Source organism: Streptosporangium sp. NPDC006930 (assembly GCF_040635605.1).
Lineage (GTDB): Bacteria > Actinomycetota > Actinomycetes > Streptosporangiales > Streptosporangiaceae > Streptosporangium.
The window spans coordinates 481,123-505,718 of record NZ_JBEYID010000002.1 but is presented as its reverse complement, the minus strand read 5'-3'; the positions used below and the strand labels follow the sequence as shown (position 1 = coordinate 505,718).

Below are 24,596 nucleotides of genomic sequence, written 5' to 3'. Positions count from 1 at the left end.
CAGGAGAATCCATTGGACGAACTACTCAAAGCGCACGAGGCCGCCGCACTGCTTCACACCTCCGAGCGCTTCATCCGCCGACTGATCGCGGAACGCCGGATCGAGTTCGTGAAGATCGGCCGTCACGTCCGCATCCGAGAGTCCGCACTGCTCGCTTTCGTCGTCGCGGGGACGGTTGAGCCCCTGATGACTCACGACGTCACCGGAAAGGCGGCCTGATGGCAAACAAAGACGGTCACCGACGTTTCGGCAACGTCCGCAAGCTCCCGTCCGGACGTTTCCAGATCCGCTATCCCGGCCCGGACGGGCGTATGCGGACCGGCTCGGACACCTACGACCGTAAGGGGGACGCGGAACGGGCACTGTCCCTCGTTGAGGCTCAGATCATCAAGGGGGAGTGGACGGACCCGGATCGCGGGAAGATCAAGCTTCAGGACTACGCGGAGACGTGGATCTCCCAGCGTGCAGGCCTTCGCCCCCGCACCGTCGACCTCTATCGCTGGCTGCTCAAGAAACACATCACCTCGTACCTGGGCGGGGTCCAGCTCGGCAAGCTCTCCACCGCGATGATTCGGCAGTGGCGGGCCGACCTGCTCGGCAACGGGGTCTCGGTCAGCATGGCGGCCAAGGCGTATCGCCTGTTGCGGGCCGTGCTGATGACGGCGGCCGAAGAGGATCACATCATCTCGCGCAACCCGTGCCGGATCCGCGGGGCCGGCGACGAGCACGCCCAGGAGCGCCCGGTGCTCACCGTGGCCCAGGTCTTCGAGCTGGCCGACCTCGTGGGCCGTCGTCCGGTCGGCAACGTTCGCAAGCTCAAGGACAACGCCTATCGGCTGCGCTTCCAGCGGCACGGCGAGATGCGCACCCATCCGGAGGTCTTCACAACACGGGCGGACGCCGAACGGGCGCTGTGGAAGATGGGCACGGACGGTCGGGCTGACTGCACCCATGACCGGCGTTTCCACGCCTTGGTGCTCCTGACTACTTTCGCCAGTCTGCGATGGGGCGAGGTGAGCGCGCTCCGCCGTAGTGATATCGACCTCGATGCGGGGACGGTGCGCATCCGGGCGGCCTTCGTCGAGCGCTCCACGGGTGAGCTGGTCCTCGGTCAGCCCAAATCCAAGGCCGGGCGTCGTGTGGTCGGTATCCCTCAGGGCGTCATTTCGGTGCTGCGGGAGCACCTGGCCACCTATGTCCAGGAGGATCCCGGCGCGCTCGTCTTCCCCGGTGCCAAGGGCGGCCCGCTCCGGCGCAGTGGGTTCAACACCCGCACGCGCTGGGTGGATGTGGTCAGAGAGATGGGTCTTCCTGGTCTCCACCTCCATGATCTCCGTCACACGGGCAACATGCTCGCCGCAGAGTCCGGCGCGGGGCTCAAGGATCTGATGGCCCGGATGGGTCACGACAACGTGCGCGCCGCGATGATCTATCAGCACGCCGTGCGGGGCGCCGACAGAACGATCACGGACGCGATCGACCGGCAGATCAGTGGGCGCGACGACGAGGAGGACGGTTCGTCGGGGAAGTTGATCCCGATGCGCTGATTGAAAGCTAATGGCACGCTAATGGCACGCGAAGATCAAATAGCTTCAGAAACAAACAAGGCCCTGGTCGGGAATCCATCCCTGACCTGGGCCTTCGCTCTTGGAGCGGGTGACGGGAATCGAACCCGCGCTGTCAGCTTGGGAAGCTGATGTTCTGCCATTGAACTACACCCGCGTGCGGCGTACCGCGCGTCACCACTCTAGCGGAAAGTTGGGCGGCTCTCGCCCCTGAAGGGAAGCAAGATTCGCAGGACGGGCTTCACGGCTTCGGCGTCGGCGGGTTCCGAGTTGGTAGGTTCCAACACGTGCTGCTTTCCGATCGTGACATCACCGCTGAGATCAAGGCCGGGAGGGTGAGGATCGATCCCTTCCAGCCGGAGATGATCCAGCCGTCCAGCGTCGACGTGCGCCTGGACCGCTACTTCCGGGTCTTCGAGAACCATCGATACCCTCACATCGATCCGGCGGTCGAGCAGCCCGATCTGACGCGGATGGTCGAGCCGGACAAGGGTGAGCCGTTCATCCTGCATCCGGGGGAGTTCGTGCTGGCGAGCACGTACGAGGTCGTCACGCTGCCGGACGACATCGCCTCGCGGCTGGAGGGCAAGAGCTCGCTGGGCAGGCTCGGGCTGCTGACGCACTCGACGGCCGGGTTCATCGATCCGGGGTTCAGCGGGCACGTCACGCTGGAGCTCTCCAATGTCGCGACACTGCCGATCAAGCTCTGGCCCGGTATGAAGATCGGTCAGCTCTGCATGTTCAGGCTCAGCTCTCCGGCCGAGTATCCCTACGGTTCGGAGAAGTACGGATCCCGCTACCAAGGGCAGCGGGGCCCGACGCCGAGTCGTTCCTACCTCAACTTCCACCGGACACCGATCTGAGGACTCCGGAGCGGGCTCCCGACAAAGATGAACTGACAGTGAATTCGAAGTGAACTTTCCTGTCGGGACGGGCTGTTTTGACGGGATGAATCCACTGGAGAGCGGGAGTGTCCCGGGGCTCGTGAGGGCGAGAGGCCGAGGGGGCAGTCCTGCGGTCAGGGCTGCTGTGAGCAGCGACAACGCGGTTCGGCGGGTGGCCGTGACGGAAATCACTCCGAGGTTTCTCGACGGGGCGACGGCCTCTGGTGATCTCGGTGAACCGCCCGGGAAGTACGTCAGAGGCGGAGGTTTCCGACGTGAACCTGGGGAAGATGCCGGATGGCGTTCAGGGGCGAAGAAGTCCCATACTTGGCCTGTCTTCGTCATACTGTGGCCGAAAACCAGCAAAAACGGTCATCGGAAAGATGCCCTCAAGGCTGCCTCAAGCCGTGTGTCACTGGGTAGCGACATCGGGAAGAGTGCATGTCTAGCGGGTGAAGTTCGTATTTCCGCTGGTAACCCTTACCCTTCTCTGCGGACCATCCCCGCACATCTGGAGAACGACGTGCGTCTGCGTCTCACACCTAGTGAGGACAGCTACTACGACTTGTTCGCCGACTCGGCGAACAACCTCGTCACAGCGTCCCGCCTGCTGGTAGAGATCATCAGTGACGGATCGGACAGGGAAGCCCTGGCTGAGAAGATGCGCGCATGTGAGCACGCCGGCGACGAGCGTACTCACGCGATCATGAATCGACTCAACGAGAGCTTCATCACCCCCTTCGACCGTGAGGACATCTATCGCCTCGCCTCGAACCTCGACGACGTCATGGACTACATGGAGGCGGCCGCCGACCTCATCGTCCTGTACCAGATCGACCACCTCCCCAAGGAGGTCGTCCGGCAGGTCGAGGTCCTGGAGCGCGCCGCGGAGCTCACCGCCGAGGCGATGCCACGGCTGCGTTCGATGAAGAACCTCAACGAGTACTGGATCGAGATCAACCGGTTGGAGAACCAGGCCGACCAGGTCTACCGCCGCCTTCTCGCCAAGCTCTTCGGCGGGGAGTACGACGCGTTGACCGTCCTCAAGATGAAGGAGGTCATCGATCAGCTTGAGATGGCCGCCGACGCCTTCGAGCACGTGGCCAACACGATCGAGTCGATCGCGGTCAAGGAAAGCTAAGTGGATCTCACGCTCGCACTCGTCATCAGCGTGGTGGTCGTGGCGTTGGTGTTCGACTACACCAACGGCTTTCACGACGCCGCGAACGCGATCGCGACCTCCGTCTCGACGCGCGCGCTGACGCCGAGGGCCGCGCTGTTCATGGCCGCGGCGATGAACTTCCTGGGTGCGCATCTCGGTACGCAGGTGGCCGCGACAGTCGGCAAGGGCATCATCGACGCTCCGCAGGGGAGCCACGGTCTCGTCATCGTCGGTTCCGGTCTGATCGGTGCGATCACCTGGAACATGGTCACGTGGTACTTCGGCCTTCCCTCCTCGAGCAGTCACGCGCTGATCGGCGGCCTCGTCGGTGCCGCGCTCGCCTCGGCGAGCGTCGTCCACTGGGACGGGGTGGTGGAGAAGGTCGTCATTCCGATGATCCTGTCTCCGCTGGTCGGCTTCAGCCTCGCCGGGCTGATCATGATCGGGATTCTGTGGGGGTTCCGGCGCGCCCAGCCCTCGAAGGCGAACCGGGGCTTCCGGCACGCGCAGACCGTGTCCGCGGCGGCGATGGCGCTGGGGCACGGCCTCCAGGACGCGCAGAAGACCATGGGGGTCATCTTCCTCGCCCTCGTGGTCGGCGGCTACCAGAACGACGGTGACCCGATTCCCCAGTGGGTCATCCTCGCCGCCGCCACGGCCATCTCGCTCGGCACGTACGCGGGCGGCTGGCGGATCATGCGGACGCTGGGACGCCGGATCATCGCGCTCGACCCGCCGCAGGGGTTCGCCGCGGAGGCGGCCGCCGCGACCGTGCTCTACACGGCGGCCATCGGCTTCGGCGCCCCGATCTCGACCACCCACACGATCACCAGCGCGATCATGGGCGTCGGCGCCACCAAGCGCCTGTCGGCCGTGCGCTGGGGCGTCGCGGGCAACATCGTGACCGCCTGGGTCCTCACGATCCCGGCCTCCGCGTTCGTCGCCGCGCTGTCCTACTTCGTGCTCCACTGGATGATCGAGTAGTCCTCGGGCGACCGCGCCGGACCGGGGTGCCCTCGGTCCGGCGCGTCCTGCCTTCGGGGGCACCCCAGGTGCCCGGGGGACGCCTCCGCCCCCCGGGTGTCACGCGAGGGATGTCCCTACTTCCGGTACATCACGTCGACGTCCCAGCGGGTGAAGCCCAGCCCCTCGTACAGGCGGATCGCCGCGGGGTTGCTCTCGTCCACGTACAGCATCACCTGGCTCAGGCCCCGCGACCGCAGGTAGGCCAGGCCCGCGAGGGTGAGCGACCTGCCCAGGCCGCCTCCCCGCTCCGCGGGGTCGACTCCGACGACGTACACCTCGCCGAGAGGATCGTGCGCGTGGTCGCCGTCGCCGTGGACCTTGGTCCAGTGAAAGCCCACCAGCCGGTCGCCGTCGCCGGTCGGACGTACGGCGAGGAAGAATCCGGCCGGGTCGAACCAGGGTTCCCGCTCACGCCGCTCCAGATCCTCGATCGTCCACGCCCCCTGCTCGGGGTGCTGGGCGAACGCCCTGGCGTTGAGCGCCACCCACGCCTCCCGGTCGGAGGCGCCGGGCTCGAACGTGCGCAGCCGCACCCCCTCGGGAAGCTCGAAGCCGGGGATGTCGGAGGACAGGGAGCGGCGCATCCGCCACAGGGACCTGATCCTGTCGAAACCCGCCGACCGGGCGAGGGCCTCGGCGGCCGGATGCCCGCCGTGCGCCCACAGGCGCAGGTGCCCGCCGGTGTGGTCGAGCACGGACTCCAGCAGCCGGCGCCCGTATCCCCTCCCGCGGAACGCCGGGTGGACGACCAGCTCCCCGCTGGGGCCCTCGACGGGGTCGGTCGGGTCGACGTGGGCGTAGCCCGCGAGGTCGTCCCCGACGTACAGCAGCACGGCTCCGGCCCGCTCGTCGCCGCCGTAGCGCAGGTGCAGCATGACATGTTCGTTGAGCGGTCTGACCTTGTCGGCCTCGGTGGCCGCCTCCACCACCGCGAGAACGTCGGACACCTCCTGGTCGCCGAGCGCTCCCCGGTACTCCACACGCACGTTCATGGTGTGGACTCTAGGCGGGCAGGTCCTTCCCGAGCTCACCGGGGACTGGCAAAAGGCGCCATGCGCTCGCCGGGGGAATCGTTACCTCTAGGCCATTCCCTGCACAGATAGTCCCTTTAGTGTCGTGGTCCATGACGTCTCGTTCCTTCCAGCGGTTGGTCATGGCGGGTGTGCTCGCCGGGACCAGTCTCGTGCTCGCGATTGGACCGGCAGAGGCGGGCAACAAGCCCGCCAAGCCCGCCAAGACGGTGCCGGTCCGCCTGCTCTCCCTCAACGACTTCCACGGCAACCTTGAGCCACCGACCGGTTCATCCGGCCGCATGGTCGACGAGACCGGCGCGACGGTCGACGCGGGCGGTGCCGCGTACGTCGCCACCCACCTCAAGCAGCTCTCCGACAAGAACACGTTGAAGGTCGCCCAGGGCGACCTGATCGGCGCCACCCCCCTGATCTCCGCGGCCTATCACGACGAGCCTTCCGTGGAGTTCCTCGGCAAGGTCGGCGTCACCGCCTCCGCCGTGGGCAACCACGAGTTCGACGAGGGGTACGCCGAGCTCAGGCGCATCATGAACGGTGGCTGCCACCCGGTGGACGGCTGTTCGCCCGCCGGTAGGTGGAAGGGCGCGAAGTACAGCTACATCGGCGCGAACGTCATCTTCAAGCGGCCGGCGAAGGGCGCGGAGAAGCAGGCGCTGGAGGCGCTGGGCGGGACGAACAGCGCCTCGCTGCGCAACCTCCTCAAGGACTACGGCATCCCCGCGCTGCCCCCGGTCGCGATCCGCTGGATGAACGGCGTGCCGATCGGCTTCATCGGCCTCGTCACCAAGACCACCCCGGACATCGTCACCTCCGAGGGCATCAAGGACCTTGAGTTCATCGACGAGGTGAAGGCCGCGAACGTCGCGTCCAAGCTTCTCCAGATCGTCGGAGTCAAGGCCCAGGTCGTGCTCGTGCACGAGGGCGACCAGGTCACCGCGGGCCAGTCGCCCGACGCGTGCAGCGCCCAGCCCGGCGCGGGCAACCGGATCGCCACGCAGGTCGACGCCGAGATCGACATGATCCTCAGCGGTCACTCCCACCAGGCGTACCTGTGCAATGTGGCCGACCCCAGGGGCGGCAACCGTCTCTACAGCCAGGGCGGCTCCTTCGGCCGGGTCATCACCAAGGTCGACTTCCAGGTGGACGTCAAGACCCGCGACGTCGTGCGCTCCACGGTCGTGGCCGACAACCAGGTCGTGACCAGGACCGTCACCCCCGACGCGGAGATCGCCACGTTCGTCCAGACGTGGAAGGACCGCGTCGCGACGGTGGCGAACCGGCCGATCGGCAGGATCACCGCGGACATCACCAACACCGCCGTGGCCTCGGGGGAGTCCTCCCTCGGCAACCTCATCGCGGACGCCCAGCTCGTCTCGACCAGGACCGGCGGCAACGCCGAGATCGCGCTGATGAACCCGGGCGGTGTGCGGGCCAGCCTCAACTACGCGGGCTCGCCCGCCGGTGAGGGAGACGGCGTGGTGACGTATGGCGAGGCGTTCACCGTCCAGCCGTTCAACAACCTCATGCAGGTGGTCACGCTCACCGGTGCGCAGCTCAAGACCGTTCTGGAGCAGCAGTTCGTCGGCGGTCCCAACGCCCAGGCGTTCACCAAGATCCTGCAGCCGTCGTCGAACTTCACCTACACCTACAGCGCGAGCGCGCCGTGGGGTTCGAAGGTCTCCGACATGAAGATCGACGGTGTCGCGGTGACGGACACCCAGACGATCAGGGTCGCGGCCAACAACTTCCTCGTCGGCGGCGGTGACGCGTTCCTCGCCTTCAGGGACGGCACCGACCTGTGGAGCGGCCCGCTGGACATCGACGCCTTCGCCGCCTACTTCGCGGCGAACCCGTCGATCACGCCGCCGGTGCCCAACCACATCACGATCGTTCCCTGACGCGGGTGCGAACCGTAACGCGGGCGAAAGGCGCGCCGCGCCGCGGAGGTCGCGGTACGTCGTGAGGCGTGACGCACCCGTGAGGATGTGACACGCGGCAGAGGTCCACCGGACGCGTCCGGTGGGCCTCTCTTTCGAGATTCCGCACTTCTGTGGAGGGGCGGCGTACGTCAGGGGATGTACGGGTGACCTCCTCCTCGCGGGGGTCGGCGAGGCGGGTGCGGTGACCTACCGTGTCAGGGTGAGGACCAGGAGGACCGACGCGCTGACAGCGGCCGTGGTGCTGGCCGGGATCGTCGGGGGCACCTACGGCGGGCTGTCCGGTTCGGGGTCCCCCGAGCGCCCGCTGGACACGCGTCGCCTTCGCCTACGAGTCCGGACTCGTCACACCGGGCAAGGCCGGGACGCCCGGGCGCGAGGGCACCTGACTCCCGCCCTCGCGAGAGCCGTCGCGGGGGGCGGGAACGTGCCAGGGCCGTTCCCGGTGACTCCTGGAAGTCCTGGGAGCTCCAGGGAGAACGGGATCCCTAGTGGCGGACGGGCTCGCGCTCCTCGACGGCCTCGTTGCCGCGCTCGGGAACGAACCGGTAGCCGACGTTGCGTACCGTGCCGATCAGCGCCTCGTACTCGGCGCCGAGCTTGGCGCGGAGCCGCCGGACGTGGACGTCCACGGTGCGGGTGCCGCCGAAGTAGTCGTATCCCCAGACCTCCTGGAGGAGCTGGGCGCGGGTGAAGACCCTGCCGGGGTGCTGCGCCAGATACTTCAGGAGCTCGAACTCCTTGAAGGTCAGGTCCAGCGCGCGGCCGCGGAGCCTCGCGGTGTAGGTGGCCTCGTCGATCGACAGGTCACCGTTACGGATCTCGTCCGGCACCTCCTCGGCGGCGGACAGGTTGAGCTTGCCCACGGCCATCCTGAGCCGCGCCTCGACCTCGGCGGGTCCGGCGGTGTCGAGGATGACGTCGTCGGTGCCCCACTCCGCGGTCAGCCCGGCGAGACCGCCCTCTGTGACGATCACCACCAGGGGGCAGGCGACGCCCGTGGTGCGCAGCAGCCGGCACAGGCTTTTGGCCTGGACGAGCTCGCGGCGCGCGTCCACCAGAATCGCATCGGCGGGCGGGGCGTCGAGCAGGGCGGATGCCTCCGCGGGCGCGACCCGTACCGAGTGCAGCAGTAGCCCCAGCGCCGGAAGCACCTCAGTCGAGGGCTCAAGGGCGTTGGTGAGCAGCAGGAGATTGCTCACGATGCCTCCTTCCCGCGTCATGTCGGCGATAGCCGTACAAACACGTAAGGACCCGGGGGCTACGTTGCCCAGGTCCCGTAGTAGGTGAGGATAACCCACAAGGCCGTAGCGTCCAGCGAACGTCCACCTGGTGAACACCCGTTCTCCAGGTGAATTCGCCGTAATGGTGCGGTAACCCTACGTGTGTTTGGGGAGTTGATTCACAGATGGCGTTGGTCGTTGTCAGATATTGGGCTGCGGCAAAGGAAGCGGCGGGGGTCGCCGAGGAGCGTTCGGAGGCCGCGAACCTTGCCGAGTTGATGACGAAAATCACATCGAACCGTGACAGGCTGGCTCGCGTGCTGACCCTGTCGTCGTTCCTGGTGAACGGGGATCCGGTGGGCAGGAGGGCCCACGAGACGATCATCCTGACGGACGGGGCGACGGTCGAGGTGCTTCCCCCGTTCGCGGGCGGCTGAGGGGGGTGGAAGCTACCGTCGGCGCGGCGTTTCGGACAGGATTGCCGGGGGAGGTCACGCCAATGGCACCCCTTGGGCCGGAGAACGAAAAGGGAGTCGAATGCGCAAGCTGATCGGTTTTCTCCTCCTACTTCTCGTTCTCGTGGTGATCCTCGACAGGGTCGCCGTCGCGGGTGTCCAGCGCGAGATCGCCACGCAGGCGACGGCCAAGTACGACCTCTCGGCCCCACCCGAGGTCACGATCGAGGGCATCCCCTTCCTCACTCAGGCGATCGCCGGGCGCTACGAGGAGGTCAACGTCGCCGCGGGCGCGATGACCGTCTCGGGTATCCGCCTGTCGAGCGTCGACTTCACCCTGCGCGGTGTCACGGCCCCGCTGGAAGACCTGGTGCTCCGTCCACGGCAGGTGGACATGCGCGCCGAGCGCGTGGAGGGGGCGGTGGTCGTCCCGGTGGAGACGATCAACCAGAGGGCACCTCGCGGGATCAAGGTCGAGGTCGCGGGTGACGCGCTCAACCTCAGCGGGGAGATCACCGTGCTGGGGCAGAAGGTGCCCGTGAAGGCGGATCTCAAGGTCGAGATCGCCGAGGGCGGCCTGCAACTCACCCCGGGGAAGGTGACCCTGGGCGGCGGTATCCCCGTCCCCAACCCCGAGCGGTTCATCAACTACCGCATCCCGATCGGGAAGCTGCCGTACAACCTCAAGCTGACCGAGGTGAAGGCCGTGCCGGAAGGGCTGCGCATCTCGGGCGAGGCCTCCGACGTACCCCTCCGAGGCTGAACGTGGCCCGTGCCTGAACCGGATCGTCCCGCCGTACGTCGTGAGGATGTGAGCCAAGCCGGAACCGCCGACGAGCAACTCGTGAGGGCGCTCTTCGACGAGCACGGCGGGCCACTGTACGGCTATGTGCTGCGGCTGACGGGCGACTCGGGGAGAGCGGAGGATGTCGTGCAGGAAACGCTGTTGCGGGCCTGGCGCCATCCCGACGCGTTCGCCGGCCGCTCCATCCGCGCGTGGCTGTTCACGGTGGCACGCAATCTCGTCGTCGACCAGCATCGCGCGCGCAAGGCGCGCCCCCCGGAGACGGGGGACGAGGCGCTCGCCGTGGTGCCCGCCGACGACGAGCTGGAGCGGGCCGTCGAGTCGTGGGCGATCGCCGAGGCGCTGGCCGCGCTGAGGCCCGAGCACCGCGAGGTACTGGCCGAGGTCTACTACCAGGGGAAATCCGTGAAGGAGGCCGCCGAGTCGCTCGGCATCCCCGCAGGGACGGTTAAATCGCGCACGTATTACGCGCTTCGGGCGCTCAAGCTGGCGCTGGAGGAGCGGGGGCTCGCGCCATGATGACCTGTGAAGAAGTACGGATATCGCTCGGCGTCTACACGCTCGGTGCCCTGGAGGCGGACGAGCGGGTGCTCGTCGAGGCCCATCTCGCCGAGTGCGCCGAGTGCCGGGCCGAGCTGGAGGAGCTGTCCGGGGTGGTGACGTTCCTCGGCAGGGTGTCCGAGGGCGACGTGGCGCAGGTGGCGAGCCCGCCCACGGTGGTGCTCGACCGGCTGCTCAGCGCCAAGGTCAGGCGGCACCGTACGAACCGCCTGATGCTCTCGCTCGCCGCCTCGGTCCTGGTGGTCGGGCTCGGCGGCGGGACCCTGTGGGCCGTCACCCAGTCACCTCCGGAGACCACCACCGCGTCGGCGCCCCGGTCGTCGGCCGAGGACGCCGGGGACGCCGGTGACGCCCAGGAGGACACCGAGGGCGGGGCTCCGGCCGACGCCGCCGGCAGTCAGGAGAGCACCCGGTCCTTCTCGGACTCGGCCGCGCCCGACGGCGACGCCAGGGCGAAGGCCTCCCGTTCCCCGGTGTCCAGTCCAGCGCCGGAGATCCTGCTCGCCCCGAGCGAGCTGCGGTTCGAGGGAGCGGACGACACGGGTACGGTCCGGGCGGTGGTGACCGCGTCCGCGGGCGAGGGGGCGACCACGGTCAAGGTCGTGCTCACCGGGGTGGCCAAGGGCACGCGCTGTCGGCTGGAGGTGATCGGGGAAGGCGGACTGAGGGAGACGGCGGGCAACTGGGTCGTCAACCGGGCCGCCTATGACAGGTCGGGCTCTTTCACGGCCACCACCACGATCCCGCCGGAACGGATCACGGCCTTCGAGATCACCACCGCCGGCGGACGGGTACTGCTCACGATCCCCACCCGCTGAACATGTCGGGGGTCGCGTTCGGGATCTTCACCCGTTGAGCCTGCCGGGGGTCGCGCTCGCGATCCCCGTCGCCGTTGAACCCGTTGACGTGCTGCTCGCGGTTTCCGTCCGCCGAGCCTGCCGGGGCGGCGGTGCTCACGGCTCCCACCGGCCGAAACCGTTGGGGCGGCGAGGGAATGGCCTGGGACGTGCGCCTGTTGTCGTGTTCCGTGACAGGTTCGACGGTGGTGGTCGTCACCATCGCCCTCGCCACGCTCACGGGGGTGGCGATGCGGCGGCGAGACGGCGTGGCGCGAGAGGTGACGGACGAGGTGGAGCGGCTCACGTCCGGCGACATCCACGCGGAGCTGGGGGAGCGGGCCACGCTCGTGCAGTTCTCCACCTCCTTCTGCCAGCCGTGCCGGGCGACCCGGCGGATCCTCGGCGAGGTGGCCGAGATGGTGCCCGGCGTCGCGCACGTGGAGATCGACGCGGAGTCCCGCCTCGACCTGGTCCGATCACTGAACATCCTGCGCACCCCCACCGTCCTCGTCCTCGACGCGTCCGGGCAGGTCGTCAAGCGTGCCTCGGGCCAACCCAGGAAAGCCGACGTCATCGGCGCCCTCGGTCTGGCGGTGGGCGAATGAGCGGGGCACCCTATCGGCCATTGAACGATCATGTCTCAGAAATTGGACAGGGATGTGACAGATGGCGGGACGCCGGGGTAATGTCATGGACATGAACTCCACGACAGAGCTGCTCACGAAGCGGCGCGCGGTTGATTTCTGCCGCGTGACCACCGCGCTCTGTCGCATTTCCTAAGGGCGATCTCAAGCGGCCGTCGAGCCGCACCGATCTGCACAACCCTTCAGGAGCATCAAGCGATGCAGGTTGATTCCCGAGCTCTCCGTTTCTCCGCGGTTGTGACCACCGTTGTGCTCGCACTCGTCCTCGTGACGGGGAACGCATGGCTGCTGGTCGCGCAGGCCGTCGTGTTCGCACAGGGCGTTCTCGGCACCTCGCCGTACGGGATGATTTTCAAAGGGATAGTGAAGAGTCCGCCGAAGGAACTCGAGGACGCAGCCCCGCCGCGCTTCGCGCAGGGGGTCGGACTCGCTTTCGCACTGGTGGGCTTGGTCGGATACGTCGCACAGATCACGCCGTTGGCCCTCGGCGCCGTCGCAGCGGCACTTTTCGCCGCTTTTCTCAATGCCGCTTTTAGTTTCTGTCTCGGCTGCGAGATGTTTTTGATCATTCGCCGTTTACTACCCGCCGCACGATGATCCTGGAGGATCACCATGAGCCGCTCCGCCGTCCTGGTCGACGCCGACTGGGTCGAGGCCAACCTCGACACCCCCGGTGTCGTCCTCGTTGAAGTGGACGAGGACGCCAGCGCATATGACAAGGGCCACATCCGTGGCGCCGTGAAGGTCGACTGGAAGCAGGACCTGCAGGACCCGGTCCGCCGTGACTTCGTCGACCGCGAGGGCTTCGAGGCGCTGCTGTCCGCCCGTGGCATCGCGAACGACGACACCGTGGTTCTCTACGGTGGCAACAACAACTGGTTCGCCGCCTACGCGTACTGGTACTTCAAGCTGTACGGCCACGAGAACATCAGGCTTCTCGACGGTGGCCGCAAGAAGTGGGAGCTTGAGTCCCGCGAGCTGGTCAAGGAGGTGCCCAGCCGCCCCGCCACGACCTACAAGGCCAAGGAGCAGGACCGGTCCCTGCGTGCCTCCCGTGACGAGGTCGTCGCCGCGATCGGCAAGCTCAGCCTGGTCGACGTGCGCTCGCCCGACGAGTTCACCGGCAAGCTGCTCGCCCCCGCGCACCTTCCGCAGGAGCAGGCTCAGCGTGTCGGCCACGTACCCACCGCCCGCAACATCCCGTGGTCCAAGGCTGCCAACGACGACGGCACCTTCAAGTCCGACGAGGAGCTCAAGTCCCTCTACGAGGGCGCGGGCGTCGACTTCGGCAAGGACATCATCGCCTACTGCCGCATCGGGGAGCGCTCGGCTCACACGTGGTTCGTGCTGCACGAGCTCCTCGACCAGGCCGGTGTCAAGAACTACGACGGTTCATGGGTTGAGTACGGCTCGCTGGTCGGCGTGCCGATCGAACTGGGAGAGGCCCGATAATGACTCAGGGATGCGCTGCTCCGGAACAGACGGTTGCCCTTCCGGCCGGGATCGATCTTGCGAACCAGGCCGTCATCCAGGGCGTGGTAACGGGCGCGGGCACGGCCTACGCCCGTCTGCTCGACCACTCCGGTGAGTTCACCGGTGAGGTCGTGGTGTCCGAGGAGGGAGTCTTCCGCTTCTTCGCCGCCCCCGGTGACTGGACCGTCCGCATCATCGCGGGCGGCGGGGTCACCAAGGACATCCCGGCCCAGGCCCGCCTGGGTGAGGTCACCCAGCTCGCCGTGGCCGTCTGACCCTTCGGGGCCGACCTCGCCACAGCGAGAACCGGTACGTTGCTCGACCGGCAAGAACGGTAAGAACCAGCACGTTGAAAGGACCGGCGTTCCCTCGGGAGGGCCGGTCCTTTTCGCTGTGCCGGACGCGCGGAAGGCTCGCCGTCCACGGCGGTCCGCCGGTTCCGCGGACCGGCTGTTCCGGAGGGTCGCCCGTTCCGGGGCCGATGTTCCCGGAGGTCAGTCCCCGGGGGTCGCGTCAGGCGGTTGTTCCCGGAGGTTCACCCTCGGGGAAGAGGGCGAACCTCCACTTTCTCGCGTCAGACGGCGAGCCGGCTCTCGACGCGGTCGACGGCGTCGACGTAGTCGGGATCCGGGGACATGGCCGCAGCCAGACGCAGGTGCGGCAGGGCCTCGGGGTGCCGGTTGGCGCGTTCGAGGGTCCTGCCGAGCAGGAACCGGGCGTAGTGGTCACCGGGGGTGCGCTCCAGAAGCGCCTCCAGCGTCTCCCTCGCCCTGCCCAACTGGGCGGAGCCGAAGTAGGCGCGGGCCGCCAGCAGCCGGACGGCGGGGTCGTCGCCATGATCGGCCAGTAGCGGGCGCAGCGTTCGCAGGGCGCCGAGGGGGTCCCGCGCATCCAGCAGGGTCTCGGCCTGGCGCAGCCACCTGACCTCGTCGGGGAGTTCCCGCCGGGGAACGGCGTGCCGTACCAGATCGGCGAGGACCTCCGGCGGCTGCGCGCCCGTGACGGCCGTGTCGCCGACCACGAAGGTCGGCGAGGTGGTGACGCCCTCGGCCTTTCCGCGCAGCAGCCAGGAACGAACCTCGTCCGCGCCGTCGCCGCGGTCGAGAGCCTCGGCCATGCCGTCCAGACCGGCTTCGGCGGCGAGCGCCGCCAGGGTGGCGCGGTTCCCGATGTCGGAACCTTCGACGAAGTGGGCGCGCAGGATCCGCTCCACGACCGTGTCCTGGAGCGCGGCCCCGCCCTGTTCGTAGGCGAGGGCGATCACCCGGTGGGCGTCGAACGTGTTCGCCCGCCACACGGCGCCCCGTCGCCCGCCGTCACCGGGCCGGTTCCCCGCCAGGGCCGGAGCCGTCGTCGCGACCGGAGTGGAAGCCGGAACCGCGGTCGGGGTGGAAGCCGAAGTCAGGGGCGAGGGCGGGGTCGGGTTCGAGGGCGGGGTCAGGGCTCGCAGGGCGCCCTCGGCGACCTGGTCGCGAAGCTCCTCCTCCAGCGGCTCCGACGGCACCGGAGCCATCGGATCGATGACGTACGGGCGCCAGACGATCTCCACGTCCTCGCCGAGTTTCGCCTGCTCCAGGCGTCGCTTGCCGATGTAGGCCCACGCGCAGGCCATGTCGGCCCAGACTTCCATGCGCTTCATTGCCGCTGCAACAAACGGGGGCGGTCGTTTATTCGACCGGCGTTTCGGCCTCGTCGGCCGGGCTGCGTTCCTTCAGGGGAGTCGTTAGCATGCGTCGGTGCCTGAAACGCCTGTCATACCCACACAGTCGCCGGCAGTCGACCGGAGGCCCGCCTCGCTCTCCGCGGTCTCGCTGCCCATGCACACACTCAAGATCTTCGGCGCCTGTGCCCTCACGTTGATCCTCTGGTTCTCGGTGGGCAGGGTGGTCAGGGAACTGCTGATGGTGGCCGCCAGCGAGGTCTCCCACGGTGACCACCGGCAGGTGCGGCTCGTCATCACGATGTTCGTCTTCACGTTGATCGTGCTGAACGAACTCGTGGTCATGGTCGGCATGCTGCACGCGGTGCGCGGTGCGCTCCGGGAGATCCGGGTGCGGCGGGAGGCGGGCGAGGCGGACGAGAGCATGTTCGGCGCGCTGAACCGTGCCACCCTGCTCTTCGCCACCATCTACCTCGCCTGGGGGTTCCACACCGCGGACGCCAGGGAGTTCATCGCCGTCGACACCGCGAGGCGGGTCGACCAGGACTTCGCATCGAGCCTCGCGGGGAACGAGATAGAGGGCGGCACCGGGCTCTCCACGCTGGACGTTCGGGTCTCCATCGGGGTCGCCGTGGTCGCGTACCTGCTCAGGGTGCTGTTCGGCCGGCGGCACGTCAACGGCAAGGGCAGGGGCAGCGGCGTGTTCGCGACCTTCTTCGAGCTGGCCTTCGCCTTCTACAGCATCAACGCCCTCCTCGCCTTCGCGGAGGCGCGGGCGGACTGGCTGGACCAGCGGGTCGTCGTGGTGACGTTCAAGGAATGGGCCGAGGCGGCGGGTGAGGCACTGCCGTGGTGGAAGCCCTTCTGGAACGCGGTCGGGGACACCTGGCCCCATGTGGTCGACGGGCTGATCGTCCCGCTCACCTGGCTCACGGTCGCCTCGCTCGTCTACGGCGCCTTCGCCGAGGACACCCGGGCCGTCGTACGGGGAACCAGGCTCGACAACGTGGCCACCAGGGTGGAGCGGAGCCACGATCTCACCCGGAGCACGATGGCCCACGCCACGGCCGGATTCCAGGAGCGCTGGGTTCCCCCGGTGAACGCCTTCCGGCTCGCGGCGAGGGGTGGTCCCGTGCTGTTCGGCGCCCTGTGCCTCTGTTATGTCGCGATCCGCGTGGTGACCGACTACGCGGACCGGGGTGTGCGGATGCTGATCGGCAACGAGGACCCGTTCGTCTGGTTGGCACTGGCCGGGCCGGTCGAGTTCGTCAGGGAGCTGGTGGTGCTGACGCTGACCGTCTGCCTGCTGGCGGCCACGTTCGACATCGCGGCCACACACGGCCGTGAGGCGGGGAAGACGCTCACCGCCTGAAGCGCAGCACCTGGTCCTGGACGGGGTCCTTCTCCGTCGCCGCCTTCTTGAGGATGTCCTCCACGGGTTGGTTCTCCACCACGTGGAACGTGGCGGGACGGACGTGGACCTCGACCTGCCCGGCCAGATGCCTGGGCACCACGCTGATCATGTCGTAGGAGTAGGCGGTGCCGACCCTGTGGTCCTTGACCTCGTCGGGGATGTCGTCGCTCTCGGGGAGGACCTTCCACACGCGACCGTCGGAGTGCCTCACCTCGACCTCGGGATCACCACGCAGGCTGACGCCCTCGGCGTCCAGCGCGGTCCTCGTCACCTTGATCTTCAGCCACTGGCGGTCGGGCGGGAGGGGCTTCTGGCCGGGCAGGTCGTCCACCTGCTCGACCGAGGCCTTCCACGACACGTGCATCAGCGTCATGTCACCCCCGGCGGCGACGGTGTAGATCCTGTCGGCGGGGTTGCCGGTCCTGTAGACGGTGTAACCGCTCCAGGTGGAGGCCACGATGCCGAGTCCGACGGCCACGATCGCCCCGCCGACCCGCAGTGTCGTACGGCGGCCTCGCCTCGGCGGGGTCTTCGGTGCGGACGGTTCTCCGGCGGGCACGCCGTCGGCCGGTACGGCGACGGCTGCAGCCGTTCCCGTTCGGGTGGCGGAGGAGCGGGGAAGCGGGGGAGCGGAGAGGGAGGGGAACGGCTGGGTCGAGACCTCCGCCGGCTCCTCCGCGGGCGGCTTGGGAGGCCAGACCTGTTCGTCAGGAAATATCCGCAGGGGAGCGGGAGTCCACTGGCCGCCCGGAGGTTGCCGACGCTGAGGTGGGGTGGGACGGTTCCGGGCGGGGGCCGGGGGTGCGGCCGGAGGTTCCTGGGTCTGTCCGGTACGCGTTTGCCGGTCGGTGGAAGGCACCGGCCAGGTGCCGAGGGCGGTGGGCCAGGGGCTGCCTCGGTAGGGATCGTGAGGCGGTGCGGAAGTATGACCTTCCTGGGCGGGCCGTTCCTGTCGTACGGGCCGGTTCTTCGGCGCGAGTCGGTTCTCCCATGCGGGCCGGTTCTCCATCATGGGCGGGTTTCCCGTCGAGGGGTTCTCCCGCGCGTGCCGATCTTCTCGCGCGTGCCGTTCCTCGTGCACGGGCCGTTCCTCGTGTGCGGGCCGCTCCTCCCGCGAGGCGGACCAGGTGCGGTCCTGATCGTCCTCGGAGACTCCCCGGTGCGGCGTCCCCATCAGTTCCTGCTCGCCAACTCGTAGACGTCCTTCGCGGTGGAGGTGAGTTGCCGCGCGGCCGTCTCATCCAGGCCCAGGTCTATCTCGATCTCGGGTCCGTTCGGCTCGACGATGAAACCCGACGAGGGGGCGAGCAGGATCCGGGAGTCCGGGAGTTCCCCGGGCGGGATCTCGAAGACCGTCACGCCCTCGGTCCACCAGCCCGGCTGGATGTAAGGGTGGGTGATGGTCAGCGTCTGGTCCACCCTGTCGGAGGCCACGTAACGGCGCCCGCCGGCCGTGAGCAGCCGGGGAGGCCCGAACCGCTGCGGCTCCCAGGTCGCGGTGGCGCCCACCTCGACGATGATGAAGATCCCCTTGGCGGTCACGCGTTCCTGCTCGCCGCTCGCCTTCCTGGTCGCGATGGCCTTGGCCGCGTAGACCGCCTTGACCCGCGCGGAGATCCGGGAGCCGGTGACCTCCTCGTTGAAGGCGCCGGTCGAGGTGAGGGGCGCGTCGTGGTCGGCGATCTCCGCGCCGAAGGCCTGCAGTCCCACGGCGGAGGCCGCGAGCGAGATCCCGGCCAGTACGGCACCGGCGGTGCGGGGACGGGAGGAGACGTTCACGAGCGCGCTCCCCCCGGCATGACGGGCAGCGTGACCTGGGCCGTCACCACGGGCTTCTCCCTGCCCTCGTCGCCTTCGTCGTCCTCCGTGACCAGGAACCAGCCCGGCGCGAGGGTGATCCCTTCACGCCACTCGTACGTGCCGACGTCGATCGTGAGCTGTCTGGGAGGCCGCTGCCCGTCCTCCAGTTCGTACCGGACCACGACGCTGGTCGGCAGGGCCGGGTGCAGTTGACTGCTTTCGCCCCCTCCTGTGGGGGTGAACACCGACGCGCCGTACTTGCCGTTGATCTCCGGGGTCACTTTGAGCAGGGACGTCCCGAAGGATCCGCCGACCAGGCCCTTCTGGTAGGGCGCCCCCATGCCGGCGGTCTCCTCGCCCTTGTTGACGACGAGGAGCTCGATCTCCAGGAGACGCTTGGCCGGGCCGCCGAACAGGCCGGGCTCGCTCACGGTGCGGGATCCGACGAACGTGGTCGTGAACTGTTCCTGATCCACGGTCGAGCCCTGGCCCAGCCGCTTGGGCGGCTTCTCCGAGGCCGTGGCGAAGCCGCCGAGGACGGTGGTGACTGCCAGACCGGTGACCGCCACCAGAGCGACGAGCGGGACCGCGATGGGGCGCCGTCCGGTGGGACCCTTGGGAGGGGCAGTCATGAGAAACGATGTTAAACGCTGATGTCCGCCCCATCTGCCCCACCTGTCCCTTAAGTAGTGGTAAACCTGGGGAAAATGGAGCGGATTGACGGGAACGCTGCCCGAATACGATGGCGAACTCTTACGCTGTCTCCGAGGCTTTCGATGAGCCCGATGGCGGAGGTTCCGTGGCGGACGTGCATCCCGAGCATGCGCAGCTCCAGGCGGACCGGATCTACCTGGGCTGGCAGTACGCCTTGTTGCACCCTGATCCGGGTCCGGCTCCTAAGCGACCCTCGCCCGTCGAGAATCCTCCTGAGCCGCTCGACCCCGAGTGGGTGCGCAGGGAACGCCTCAACGAGGACCTCCTGAACCGGCCGGTCAAGATCGTCCGCGGGTTCATGGCCGCGCTCGCCACCCTGATCCTCGTCCTCGGCCTCACCGAGATGCTCAGCTGGTCGTTCGCCGCCGTCGGGGTGATCGCCGCCGGCGGCATCGCGGCGTTCTGCAGCTACGCCGTCCACCAGGGCGACCGGGCGGTACGCCAGCGCATCAAGGAGCGCGAGATGGCGGGTGACCGGCTGCGGGAGGAACGCGACCGGGAGCTCTTCCTCGCCCAGGAGGAGCACGCCGCCCGATACCGGGAGTGGGCGGAGAAGAAGGAGCGTCACGACCGCCAGCTGACCTGGTACGCCGTGGCCGTGCCCGACGAGATCGACCGGATCGACGTGGCCGGAGGCACCCTGCCCGGCTGGTCGGCGCTGATCACCCTGCTCGGCGCGACCCGTCTCTACAGCGGCGGCCACCTGACCGTGCTCGACCTGTCCGAGGGCGCGATCGCCAAGGACCTGATCGAACTCGCGCGCAGGGGTGGCGACGACCCGCTGGTCTGGGTGCTGCCGGTCGACCTGCCCCGGCTCGATCTGGGCGCCACGCTGGCCCCGGAGGCCTTCGCCGACGTTCTCGCCCACGTCGTGAGCGTGAGCGAGGAGCACCGTACGACGAGGGATCTGTCGTTCGACAACGCCATCCTGGAGCGGGTCCTGGAGGTCCTCGGCGAGAGTGCCACGATCAACCAGGTCACCGCCGCCCTGCGTGCCCTCGCCCAGGTCGGCGACCCCCGCGAGGACCTGCGGTTCGGCCTGATCACCGCCACCCAGCTGGAGCGGATCGGCACGCTGTTCGGCCGGGGCGTGAGCGACCGGGTGGTGATCGAGCGGGCGTGGGCACTGGAGTCGCAGTTGCGCAAGCTGGAGACCCTCGGCTCCGAGGCGGTGCGCCTGCCGCCCGCGCGCCTGCGGGTCGTGTCGATGGACCGTCAGGCGGGCGTGTTCGGCAACCGCGTCCTCGGCACGTACGTCGCGACCGCGCTCACCCACATCCTGCGCCAGTCGCCCGCCTCCGAGCGGCCGTGGTACCACACGATCATCGTCGCCGGCGCGGACAAACTCCGTGGCGACGTGCTCGACCGGCTGATGGACGCCTGCGAGACCTCAAGGACCGGCCTCGTGCTCACCTACCGCGCGCTCACCCCGACCGTACGGGAGCGGCTCGGGCGCGGGCACGCGGCGGTGACGTTCATGCGGCTCGGCAACGCCGAGGACGCCCGGATCGCCAGCGAGCACGTCGGCACCGAGCACCGCCTGGAGCTCGCCCAGCTCACCGAGACGATCAGTGCCGCGGGAGCGGGGATGGACGGCGGTTACGTCTCCACGGTCGGCCAGGCGGAGGAGGGCGACGAGGAGCGCGACGTGAACCACACGGACCTCAAGGAGGACATCACCTCCTCCACCGAGTGGGGCCGCCGCGCGACCAAGGCGATGGGGGAGACCGAGCGGGTGTTGCACCGCTCCAGGGAGTTCCTCGTCGAGCCCCATCAGCTCCAGCAGCTCCCCACCACCTCGGTGATCGTCACCGACGCCACCGCCGAGGGCCGCAGGGTCCGCCTCGCCGACGCCAACCCGGCCATCCTGACCTTCCCCAAGACGACGCTGGGCGAGTTCGACGAGATCAAGGAGGCCGCGCTGGAACAGGCGCAGGAGAAGAAGCCGGAGCCGCACGCGTCGAGCGCGTTCGAGGACGCGCCGCCCAACCTCGGCCCGCCTCCGGCGAGGCTCGACTGGCGCCGTCGCTGATGAGATTCCGGTCCACGCCGAGGGGCCTGCTCCGGGGGGGGAACTCAAGGTGAGGATCGTTCGAGCGGCGACGTTTTCGCCGGGTGCGTCAACGAGGCGTCCGTATGTCGTAATGGGATGGTCAATGCCAGGGTGCGAGCCCCGAGTCAGGTTCGACCGTGGTCGCGGGGGTGACCTACCCTCGATCTCGATCATGCGTCGGCCGGTACAACGGAGCGATCCGTGAAGCGTCAACCCTCCGGCCTGGAGCCGGGTCCCCCGGGTGGAGACCAAATGCAGCCAAGTGTTTCCCGTCCGCCCAACGCCCTGACAGGGCCCTGGTACAGAATCCAGGCGATCACGGCGCCCTCGCGCAGTTCCTCCGCCGAGTGGGACTTCGTCACCGTCCTGCCCGCGGTGCTCTCCACGGCCCAGCGCAACCGTCCCTTCGTGGTCGGCTGGCTCTCGCGAGGGTCGGGCGCCCCGCTGGAGCTGATCACCAACGCGGGGCCGCTCACCCCGCCGCGCCCGCCCCGCAGGGCCGCCACCGAGGTCGAGCAGGTCCCAGGCGGTCCGGAACCGCTGCTCTTCCCCAGCGGTGCCCGTGGCGTCCGGATCGGCGACGAGTGGCTCCGCGACCTGTCCGACCTCGCCTGGACCGTCTGTCCGGGACGTCAGGCACCTCCGCTCGGCGGACGCCGAGAGCCGGACGCCGATGAGATCAGGCGGCCCACACTTTTCGAGTCGACGCTGGTCACGCTCATGTCCCGGCCGTTCGCCTGGCTGGTGGTGGCCGAGCAGACCGACCTGCTCGACGCCGAGGTCGCGCACCTGCGCACCCAGCTCAACGTGCTGCGGCAGTACGGTGACGCCTCCGAGCGTTCCCGCTACGACGCGGAGCGGGCCGAGCGGCGCATGCAGGAGCTGGACGCCTTTCGCGAGGCCGGGCTCTGGAACGTCCGGGTGCTCGCCGGGGCCGCCGGACCCGAGGAGCTGCGCCAGATCGCCCCGGTGCTCGTCGGCTCCGCCGAGATGAGCCATCACCCCTACCGCCTGCGCAGCGCGCTGTCCGGCCCCGTCTACGGTTTCGCCGAGGCGCTCGCGACCACCCTGCAGGACCCGGCGGACGGCGCGGCCTCCCCGTTCGCGGCCACCGCCGGGGCGCTCGCCGCCCTCGCCGGGTTGCCGCACCGGGAGGTGCCGGGAGTACGGGTCCTCGACGCGGGCTTCTTCGACGTGACCAGCGAGGCGGACACCGTGCCCGGCGAGCTCACCGTCGAGCTCGGATCCATTCTCGACGGCCAGGACAGGCCGGTCGGCTCGTTCAAGGTCCCGCTGGCCACCCTCAACCGGCACGCGTTCATCACCGGTGCCACCGGCTCCGGCAAGTCGCAGACCGTCAGACACCTGCTGGAACAGCTCACCGGCGCGGGCATCCCGTGGCTCGCGATCGAGCCCGCCAAGTCCGAGTACGCCTCCATGGGCGGCAGGATCGAGCCCCTCGCCCCGGTGACCGTGATCAATCCGTCGGCACCGGAGAGCGTGCCGTTCAGCGTCAACCCGCTCGCCCCCGAGCCCGGATACCCGGTCCAGGCCCACATCGACATGGTCCGAGCCCTGTTCATGGCGGCCTTCGACGCCGAGGAGCCGTTCCCGCAGATCATGTCGCTCGCCCTGCAGCGGGTGTACGAGGCCAACGGCTGGGACGTGGTCACCGGCTGGGCCGCCCCCGGTGCCGCCGTCAGGCCCGCCGTGCCGACCCTCGAACAGCTCCAGCAGCACGCGATGGATGTGATCAAGGAGATCGGCTACGGCAAGGAGGTCCAGGCCGACGTGGAGGGCTTCATCTCACTGCGGCTGCGGTCGCTGCGGGTGGGCTCCGCGGGCCGTTTCTTCGAGGGTGGACACCCCGCCGACATCGGTGACCTGCTCCAGCGCAACGTGGTGCTCGCGATCGAGGACGTCGCGAACGACGAGGACAAGGCGTTCCTGATGGGCACCTTGATCATCCGGATCGTGGAGCACCTGCGGATGCGGGCCAGGAAGGAGCGCAGCAGCGGGCTCAAGCACGTCATCGTGATCGAGGAGGCGCACCGGCTGCTGCGCGACCGGGGCGCGGGGCGGGCCAGCACGCACGCCGTCGAACTCCTGGCGGGCATGCTCGCCGAGATCCGCGCGTACGGCGAGGGCATCGTGGTCGCCGAGCAGATCCCCACGAAGCTCGTCTCCGACGTGGTGAAGAACACCGCGCTGAAGGTGATCCACCGGCTCCCCGCCGAGGACGACCGCCAGCTGGTCGGCGCGGCGACGAACCTGAGCGAGGAGCAGTCCCGGCAGGTCGTCTCGCTCCCTCCCGGTGTCGCCGCAGTCTTCGCCGACGGCATGGACCGGCCGTTGCGCGTCCAGGTGCCGCTGGGCGAGGATCGCGAGCGTCCGGTTCCCGGCCAGATGCCGCCCATCTGCGGCCGTCGCTCGGCGGCCTGCGGGCAGGAGTGCCGCACCGGCCGGGCGTGCACGCTGGTCGAGCTGCGCGAGGCGGACCTGCTCGCCGCGGCCTCCGAGTGGGCCTGGCTGCGGATCTGGGCCGACACGCTGGTGCTGGCGTTCTGCACCAACCGGCCGCTGCCGGGAGTGCCCAGGGCGCTCGCCGGCCTCTGGGCGGATCTCCCGCCGCGACGGCGCGAGTGCCTGCTGGCCACGGCGGTGGAACGCTGCGTGGGCCGTCGCGCGTGGTCGCTGCGGACCGTGAACGACCCGACCACGTTGACCGAGCAGGTCGCCGTGGTCGCGACCAGACTGCTCGGCCCCGACCGCGACCCCGGCGAGCGGCCGGGACCCGCCTGGGTGATCCCGCAGGTGCGGTGGCTGCATGAGGTGGACAGGCTCTTCCCCCACGGCCAGCCCGCGCCCAACCCGCGCGGCTCCGCGCCGGTCATGGAGTACGCCCTGTTCAACCGTCCCGCCGGGGGCACCGAGCTGCTCGGTCACCGGGCCAAGGCGCTGCGCCACCACCCGCTGTCCATGGAGGTGGAAAGGAACCGGGAGCTGGCCTGGCGGGTGATCCTCGGTGACGACGAGCGAGAGAGCGTGGAGCGCGACATTCTCACGGTCACCATCGGCCTCGACCCGGCGGAGCGGCTCCGGCACGTGTCCCAGACCATGGGGGCGGGCTGGCTGGAGAGTGTGCTGTCGTGGCCGCGCCGGTTCGTGCTGCCCTTCGACGAGGATTCGCCGGAGTCGGCGGAACTCGTCTTCACCGAGGGGTGAGGACGGTGTTGTCTGTCGGCTTTTTTCGGTTCTTTCTTACCGGATGCGAAGGCTTCCCTATCTCACCGTCACCGGGGGGCGCGTGTGACGTGCCTCCGGGGGTGACGGTGCCGAAGCAGGGCTAA

Annotated in this window: 25 protein-coding genes and 1 tRNA gene; 18 read left to right on the top strand and 8 right to left on the bottom strand. The window is 68.8% G+C overall.

What is annotated here, in order from left to right; all coding sequences use genetic code 11:
* Positions 1-12 precede the first annotated feature (12 nt).
* A complete protein-coding gene (locus ABZ664_RS05600; protein WP_030924563.1) occupies positions 13-219 on the top strand; it encodes a helix-turn-helix domain-containing protein in 207 nt (68 codons plus the stop codon).
* Positions 219-1,547, top strand: a complete 1,329-nt coding sequence (locus tag ABZ664_RS05595) for a tyrosine-type recombinase/integrase (protein ID WP_362503406.1) — start codon at positions 219-221, stop codon at positions 1,545-1,547. Before ABZ664_RS05600 ends, ABZ664_RS05595 begins: the two co-directional genes overlap by 1 nt.
* A 101-nt stretch (positions 1,548-1,648) precedes the next feature.
* On the opposite strand, the gene ABZ664_RS05590 is transcribed toward ABZ664_RS05595, so the two are convergent.
* Positions 1,649-1,722, bottom strand: a tRNA-Gly gene (locus ABZ664_RS05590).
* Positions 1,723-1,852: 130 nt separating this feature from the next.
* Here ABZ664_RS05590 and dcd point away from each other — a divergent pair.
* From dcd to ABZ664_RS05575, 3 genes are all read left to right on the top strand, one after another.
* The gene (gene dcd, locus ABZ664_RS05585) at positions 1,853-2,428 is read left to right on the top strand and encodes a dCTP deaminase (RefSeq protein WP_362503403.1); all 576 of its coding nucleotides are present in this window, start codon (positions 1,853-1,855) and stop codon (positions 2,426-2,428) included.
* 544 nt (positions 2,429-2,972) lie between these two features.
* Positions 2,973-3,590, top strand: coding sequence for a DUF47 family protein (locus ABZ664_RS05580; RefSeq protein WP_030924556.1), 618 nt, complete (start codon positions 2,973-2,975; stop codon positions 3,588-3,590).
* The gene (locus ABZ664_RS05575; protein ID WP_362503400.1) at positions 3,591-4,595 is read left to right on the top strand and encodes an inorganic phosphate transporter; all 1,005 of its coding nucleotides are present in this window, start codon (positions 3,591-3,593) and stop codon (positions 4,593-4,595) included.
* A 116-nt stretch (positions 4,596-4,711) separates the two neighbouring features.
* Here the strand turns inward: ABZ664_RS05575 and mshD are convergent, their stop codons facing one another.
* Complete coding sequence (gene mshD, locus ABZ664_RS05570; RefSeq protein ID WP_362503397.1) at positions 4,712-5,629, bottom strand: mycothiol synthase; 918 nt, start codon at positions 5,627-5,629, stop codon at positions 4,712-4,714.
* A gap of 131 nt (positions 5,630-5,760) precedes the next feature.
* Between mshD and ABZ664_RS05565 the strand changes: the two genes are divergently transcribed.
* A complete protein-coding gene (locus ABZ664_RS05565; protein WP_362503394.1) occupies positions 5,761-7,566 on the top strand; it encodes a bifunctional metallophosphatase/5'-nucleotidase in 1,806 nt (601 codons plus the stop codon).
* Between the two features lie 527 nt (positions 7,567-8,093).
* Here the strand turns inward: ABZ664_RS05565 and ABZ664_RS05560 are convergent.
* On the bottom strand, positions 8,094-8,807 hold the full coding sequence (locus ABZ664_RS05560) for a response regulator transcription factor (protein ID WP_362503392.1): 714 nt from the start codon (positions 8,805-8,807) through the stop codon (positions 8,094-8,096).
* Between the two features lie 206 nt (positions 8,808-9,013).
* On the opposite strand from ABZ664_RS05560, the gene ABZ664_RS05555 reads away from it, so the two are divergent.
* The 4 genes from ABZ664_RS05555 to ABZ664_RS05540 all read left to right on the top strand — a co-directional run bounded on the left by ABZ664_RS05555 (position 9,014) and on the right by ABZ664_RS05540 (position 11,467).
* Positions 9,014-9,265 (top strand): MoaD/ThiS family protein, encoded by a 252-nt coding sequence (locus tag ABZ664_RS05555; RefSeq protein ID WP_362503389.1) that lies wholly within the window; start codon positions 9,014-9,016, stop codon positions 9,263-9,265.
* A gap of 100 nt (positions 9,266-9,365) precedes the next feature.
* A complete protein-coding gene (locus ABZ664_RS05550; protein ID WP_362503386.1) occupies positions 9,366-10,046 on the top strand; it encodes a DUF2993 domain-containing protein in 681 nt (226 codons plus the stop codon).
* Positions 10,047-10,094: 48 nt separating this feature from the next.
* Positions 10,095-10,607, top strand: coding sequence for a sigma-70 family RNA polymerase sigma factor (locus tag ABZ664_RS05545; protein WP_350943074.1), 513 nt, complete (start codon positions 10,095-10,097; stop codon positions 10,605-10,607).
* Positions 10,604-11,467: a zf-HC2 domain-containing protein gene (locus ABZ664_RS05540; protein ID WP_362503382.1), complete on the top strand. Its 864-nt coding sequence runs from the start codon at positions 10,604-10,606 to the stop codon at positions 11,465-11,467. The genes ABZ664_RS05545 and ABZ664_RS05540 overlap by 4 nt, the downstream gene beginning before the upstream one ends.
* Here the strand turns inward: ABZ664_RS05540 and ABZ664_RS05535 are convergent.
* Positions 11,448-11,606, bottom strand: a complete 159-nt coding sequence (locus ABZ664_RS05535; RefSeq protein WP_362503379.1) for a hypothetical protein — start codon at positions 11,604-11,606, stop codon at positions 11,448-11,450. The genes ABZ664_RS05540 and ABZ664_RS05535 overlap by 20 nt on opposite strands.
* A gap of 130 nt (positions 11,607-11,736) precedes the next feature.
* Between ABZ664_RS05535 and ABZ664_RS05530 the strand changes: the two genes are divergently transcribed.
* The 5 genes from ABZ664_RS05530 (at position 11,737) to ABZ664_RS05510 (ending at position 13,880) form a co-directional block, all read left to right on the top strand.
* Positions 11,737-12,093: a thioredoxin family protein gene (locus tag ABZ664_RS05530; protein ID WP_362503927.1), complete on the top strand. Its 357-nt coding sequence runs from the start codon at positions 11,737-11,739 to the stop codon at positions 12,091-12,093.
* Between the two features lie 61 nt (positions 12,094-12,154).
* Complete coding sequence (locus ABZ664_RS05525; protein WP_362503376.1) at positions 12,155-12,268, top strand: putative leader peptide; 114 nt, start codon at positions 12,155-12,157, stop codon at positions 12,266-12,268.
* Between the two features lie 62 nt (positions 12,269-12,330).
* Complete coding sequence (locus ABZ664_RS05520) at positions 12,331-12,729, top strand: DUF4395 domain-containing protein (RefSeq protein WP_362503373.1); 399 nt, start codon at positions 12,331-12,333, stop codon at positions 12,727-12,729.
* A 15-nt stretch (positions 12,730-12,744) separates the two neighbouring features.
* A complete protein-coding gene (locus ABZ664_RS05515; RefSeq protein ID WP_362503370.1) occupies positions 12,745-13,584 on the top strand; it encodes a sulfurtransferase in 840 nt (279 codons plus the stop codon).
* Positions 13,584-13,880 carry a DUF1416 domain-containing protein gene (locus tag ABZ664_RS05510; RefSeq protein WP_362503367.1) on the top strand — a complete coding sequence of 99 codons (297 nt, stop codon included), beginning with the start codon at positions 13,584-13,586 and terminating at the stop codon, positions 13,878-13,880. Before ABZ664_RS05515 ends, ABZ664_RS05510 begins: the two co-directional genes overlap by 1 nt.
* Before the next feature lie 299 nt (positions 13,881-14,179).
* Here ABZ664_RS05510 and ABZ664_RS05505 read toward each other — a convergent pair whose 3' ends face one another.
* On the bottom strand, positions 14,180-15,244 hold the full coding sequence (locus ABZ664_RS05505) for a DsbA family protein (RefSeq protein ID WP_362503364.1): 1,065 nt from the start codon (positions 15,242-15,244) through the stop codon (positions 14,180-14,182).
* Between the two features lie 97 nt (positions 15,245-15,341).
* On the opposite strand from ABZ664_RS05505, the gene ABZ664_RS05500 reads away from it, so the two are divergent.
* Positions 15,342-16,637: a hypothetical protein gene (locus ABZ664_RS05500; protein ID WP_362503361.1), complete on the top strand. Its 1,296-nt coding sequence runs from the start codon at positions 15,342-15,344 to the stop codon at positions 16,635-16,637.
* Here ABZ664_RS05500 and ABZ664_RS05495 read toward each other — a convergent pair.
* The 3 genes from ABZ664_RS05495 to ABZ664_RS05485 are packed head-to-tail and all read right to left on the bottom strand — an operon-like array spanning position 16,627 to position 19,111.
* The gene (locus ABZ664_RS05495) at positions 16,627-17,853 is read right to left on the bottom strand and encodes a hypothetical protein (protein ID WP_362503357.1); all 1,227 of its coding nucleotides are present in this window, start codon (positions 17,851-17,853) and stop codon (positions 16,627-16,629) included. The two genes, ABZ664_RS05500 and ABZ664_RS05495, sit on opposite strands and share 11 nt — an antisense overlap.
* Positions 17,853-18,458: a hypothetical protein gene (locus ABZ664_RS05490; RefSeq protein WP_362503354.1), complete on the bottom strand. Its 606-nt coding sequence runs from the start codon at positions 18,456-18,458 to the stop codon at positions 17,853-17,855. The genes ABZ664_RS05495 and ABZ664_RS05490 overlap by 1 nt, the downstream gene beginning before the upstream one ends.
* Positions 18,455-19,111 carry a hypothetical protein gene (locus ABZ664_RS05485; RefSeq protein WP_362503351.1) on the bottom strand — a complete coding sequence of 219 codons (657 nt, stop codon included), beginning with the start codon at positions 19,109-19,111 and terminating at the stop codon, positions 18,455-18,457. The genes ABZ664_RS05490 and ABZ664_RS05485 overlap by 4 nt, the downstream gene beginning before the upstream one ends.
* Before the next feature lie 176 nt (positions 19,112-19,287).
* Here ABZ664_RS05485 and ABZ664_RS05480 point away from each other — a divergent pair, with 176 nt between their 5' ends.
* Together ABZ664_RS05480 and ABZ664_RS05475 are read left to right on the top strand one after the other, a co-directional pair.
* Entirely contained in the window at positions 19,288-21,225 is a 1,938-nt protein-coding gene (locus ABZ664_RS05480) for a hypothetical protein (RefSeq protein ID WP_362503348.1), read from the top strand.
* Between the two features lie 273 nt (positions 21,226-21,498).
* Entirely contained in the window at positions 21,499-24,471 is a 2,973-nt protein-coding gene (locus ABZ664_RS05475; RefSeq protein ID WP_362503345.1) for an ATP-binding protein, read from the top strand.
* Positions 24,472-24,596 lie beyond the last annotated feature (125 nt).

Excerpts from the sequence above, each read along its gene's own strand:
- ABZ664_RS05525 (WP_362503376.1), top strand. The coding sequence starts at position 12,155 with ATGGCGGGACGCCGGGGTAATGTCATGGACATGAACTCCACGACAGAG.
- ABZ664_RS05530 (WP_362503927.1), top strand. The coding sequence starts at position 11,737 with ATGCGGCGGCGAGACGGCGTGGCGCGAGAGGTGACGGACGAGGTGGAG.
- ABZ664_RS05475 (WP_362503345.1), top strand. The coding sequence starts at position 21,499 with ATGCAGCCAAGTGTTTCCCGTCCGCCCAACGCCCTGACAGGGCCCTGG.
- ABZ664_RS05595 (WP_362503406.1), top strand. The coding sequence starts at position 219 with ATGGCAAACAAAGACGGTCACCGACGTTTCGGCAACGTCCGCAAGCTC.
- ABZ664_RS05485 (WP_362503351.1), bottom strand. The coding sequence starts at position 19,111 with ATGACTGCCCCTCCCAAGGGTCCCACCGGACGGCGCCCCATCGCGGTC.
- ABZ664_RS05550 (WP_362503386.1), top strand. The coding sequence starts at position 9,366 with ATGCGCAAGCTGATCGGTTTTCTCCTCCTACTTCTCGTTCTCGTGGTG.
- ABZ664_RS05540 (WP_362503382.1), top strand. The coding sequence starts at position 10,604 with ATGATGACCTGTGAAGAAGTACGGATATCGCTCGGCGTCTACACGCTC.
- mshD (WP_362503397.1), bottom strand. The coding sequence starts at position 5,629 with ATGAACGTGCGTGTGGAGTACCGGGGAGCGCTCGGCGACCAGGAGGTG.
- ABZ664_RS05520 (WP_362503373.1), top strand. The coding sequence starts at position 12,331 with ATGCAGGTTGATTCCCGAGCTCTCCGTTTCTCCGCGGTTGTGACCACC.
- ABZ664_RS05565 (WP_362503394.1), top strand. The coding sequence starts at position 5,761 with ATGACGTCTCGTTCCTTCCAGCGGTTGGTCATGGCGGGTGTGCTCGCC.
- ABZ664_RS05515 (WP_362503370.1), top strand. The coding sequence starts at position 12,745 with ATGAGCCGCTCCGCCGTCCTGGTCGACGCCGACTGGGTCGAGGCCAAC.
- ABZ664_RS05555 (WP_362503389.1), top strand. The coding sequence starts at position 9,014 with ATGGCGTTGGTCGTTGTCAGATATTGGGCTGCGGCAAAGGAAGCGGCG.
- ABZ664_RS05505 (WP_362503364.1), bottom strand. The coding sequence starts at position 15,244 with ATGAAGCGCATGGAAGTCTGGGCCGACATGGCCTGCGCGTGGGCCTAC.
- ABZ664_RS05510 (WP_362503367.1), top strand. The coding sequence starts at position 13,584 with ATGACTCAGGGATGCGCTGCTCCGGAACAGACGGTTGCCCTTCCGGCC.
- ABZ664_RS05495 (WP_362503357.1), bottom strand. The coding sequence starts at position 17,853 with ATGGGGACGCCGCACCGGGGAGTCTCCGAGGACGATCAGGACCGCACC.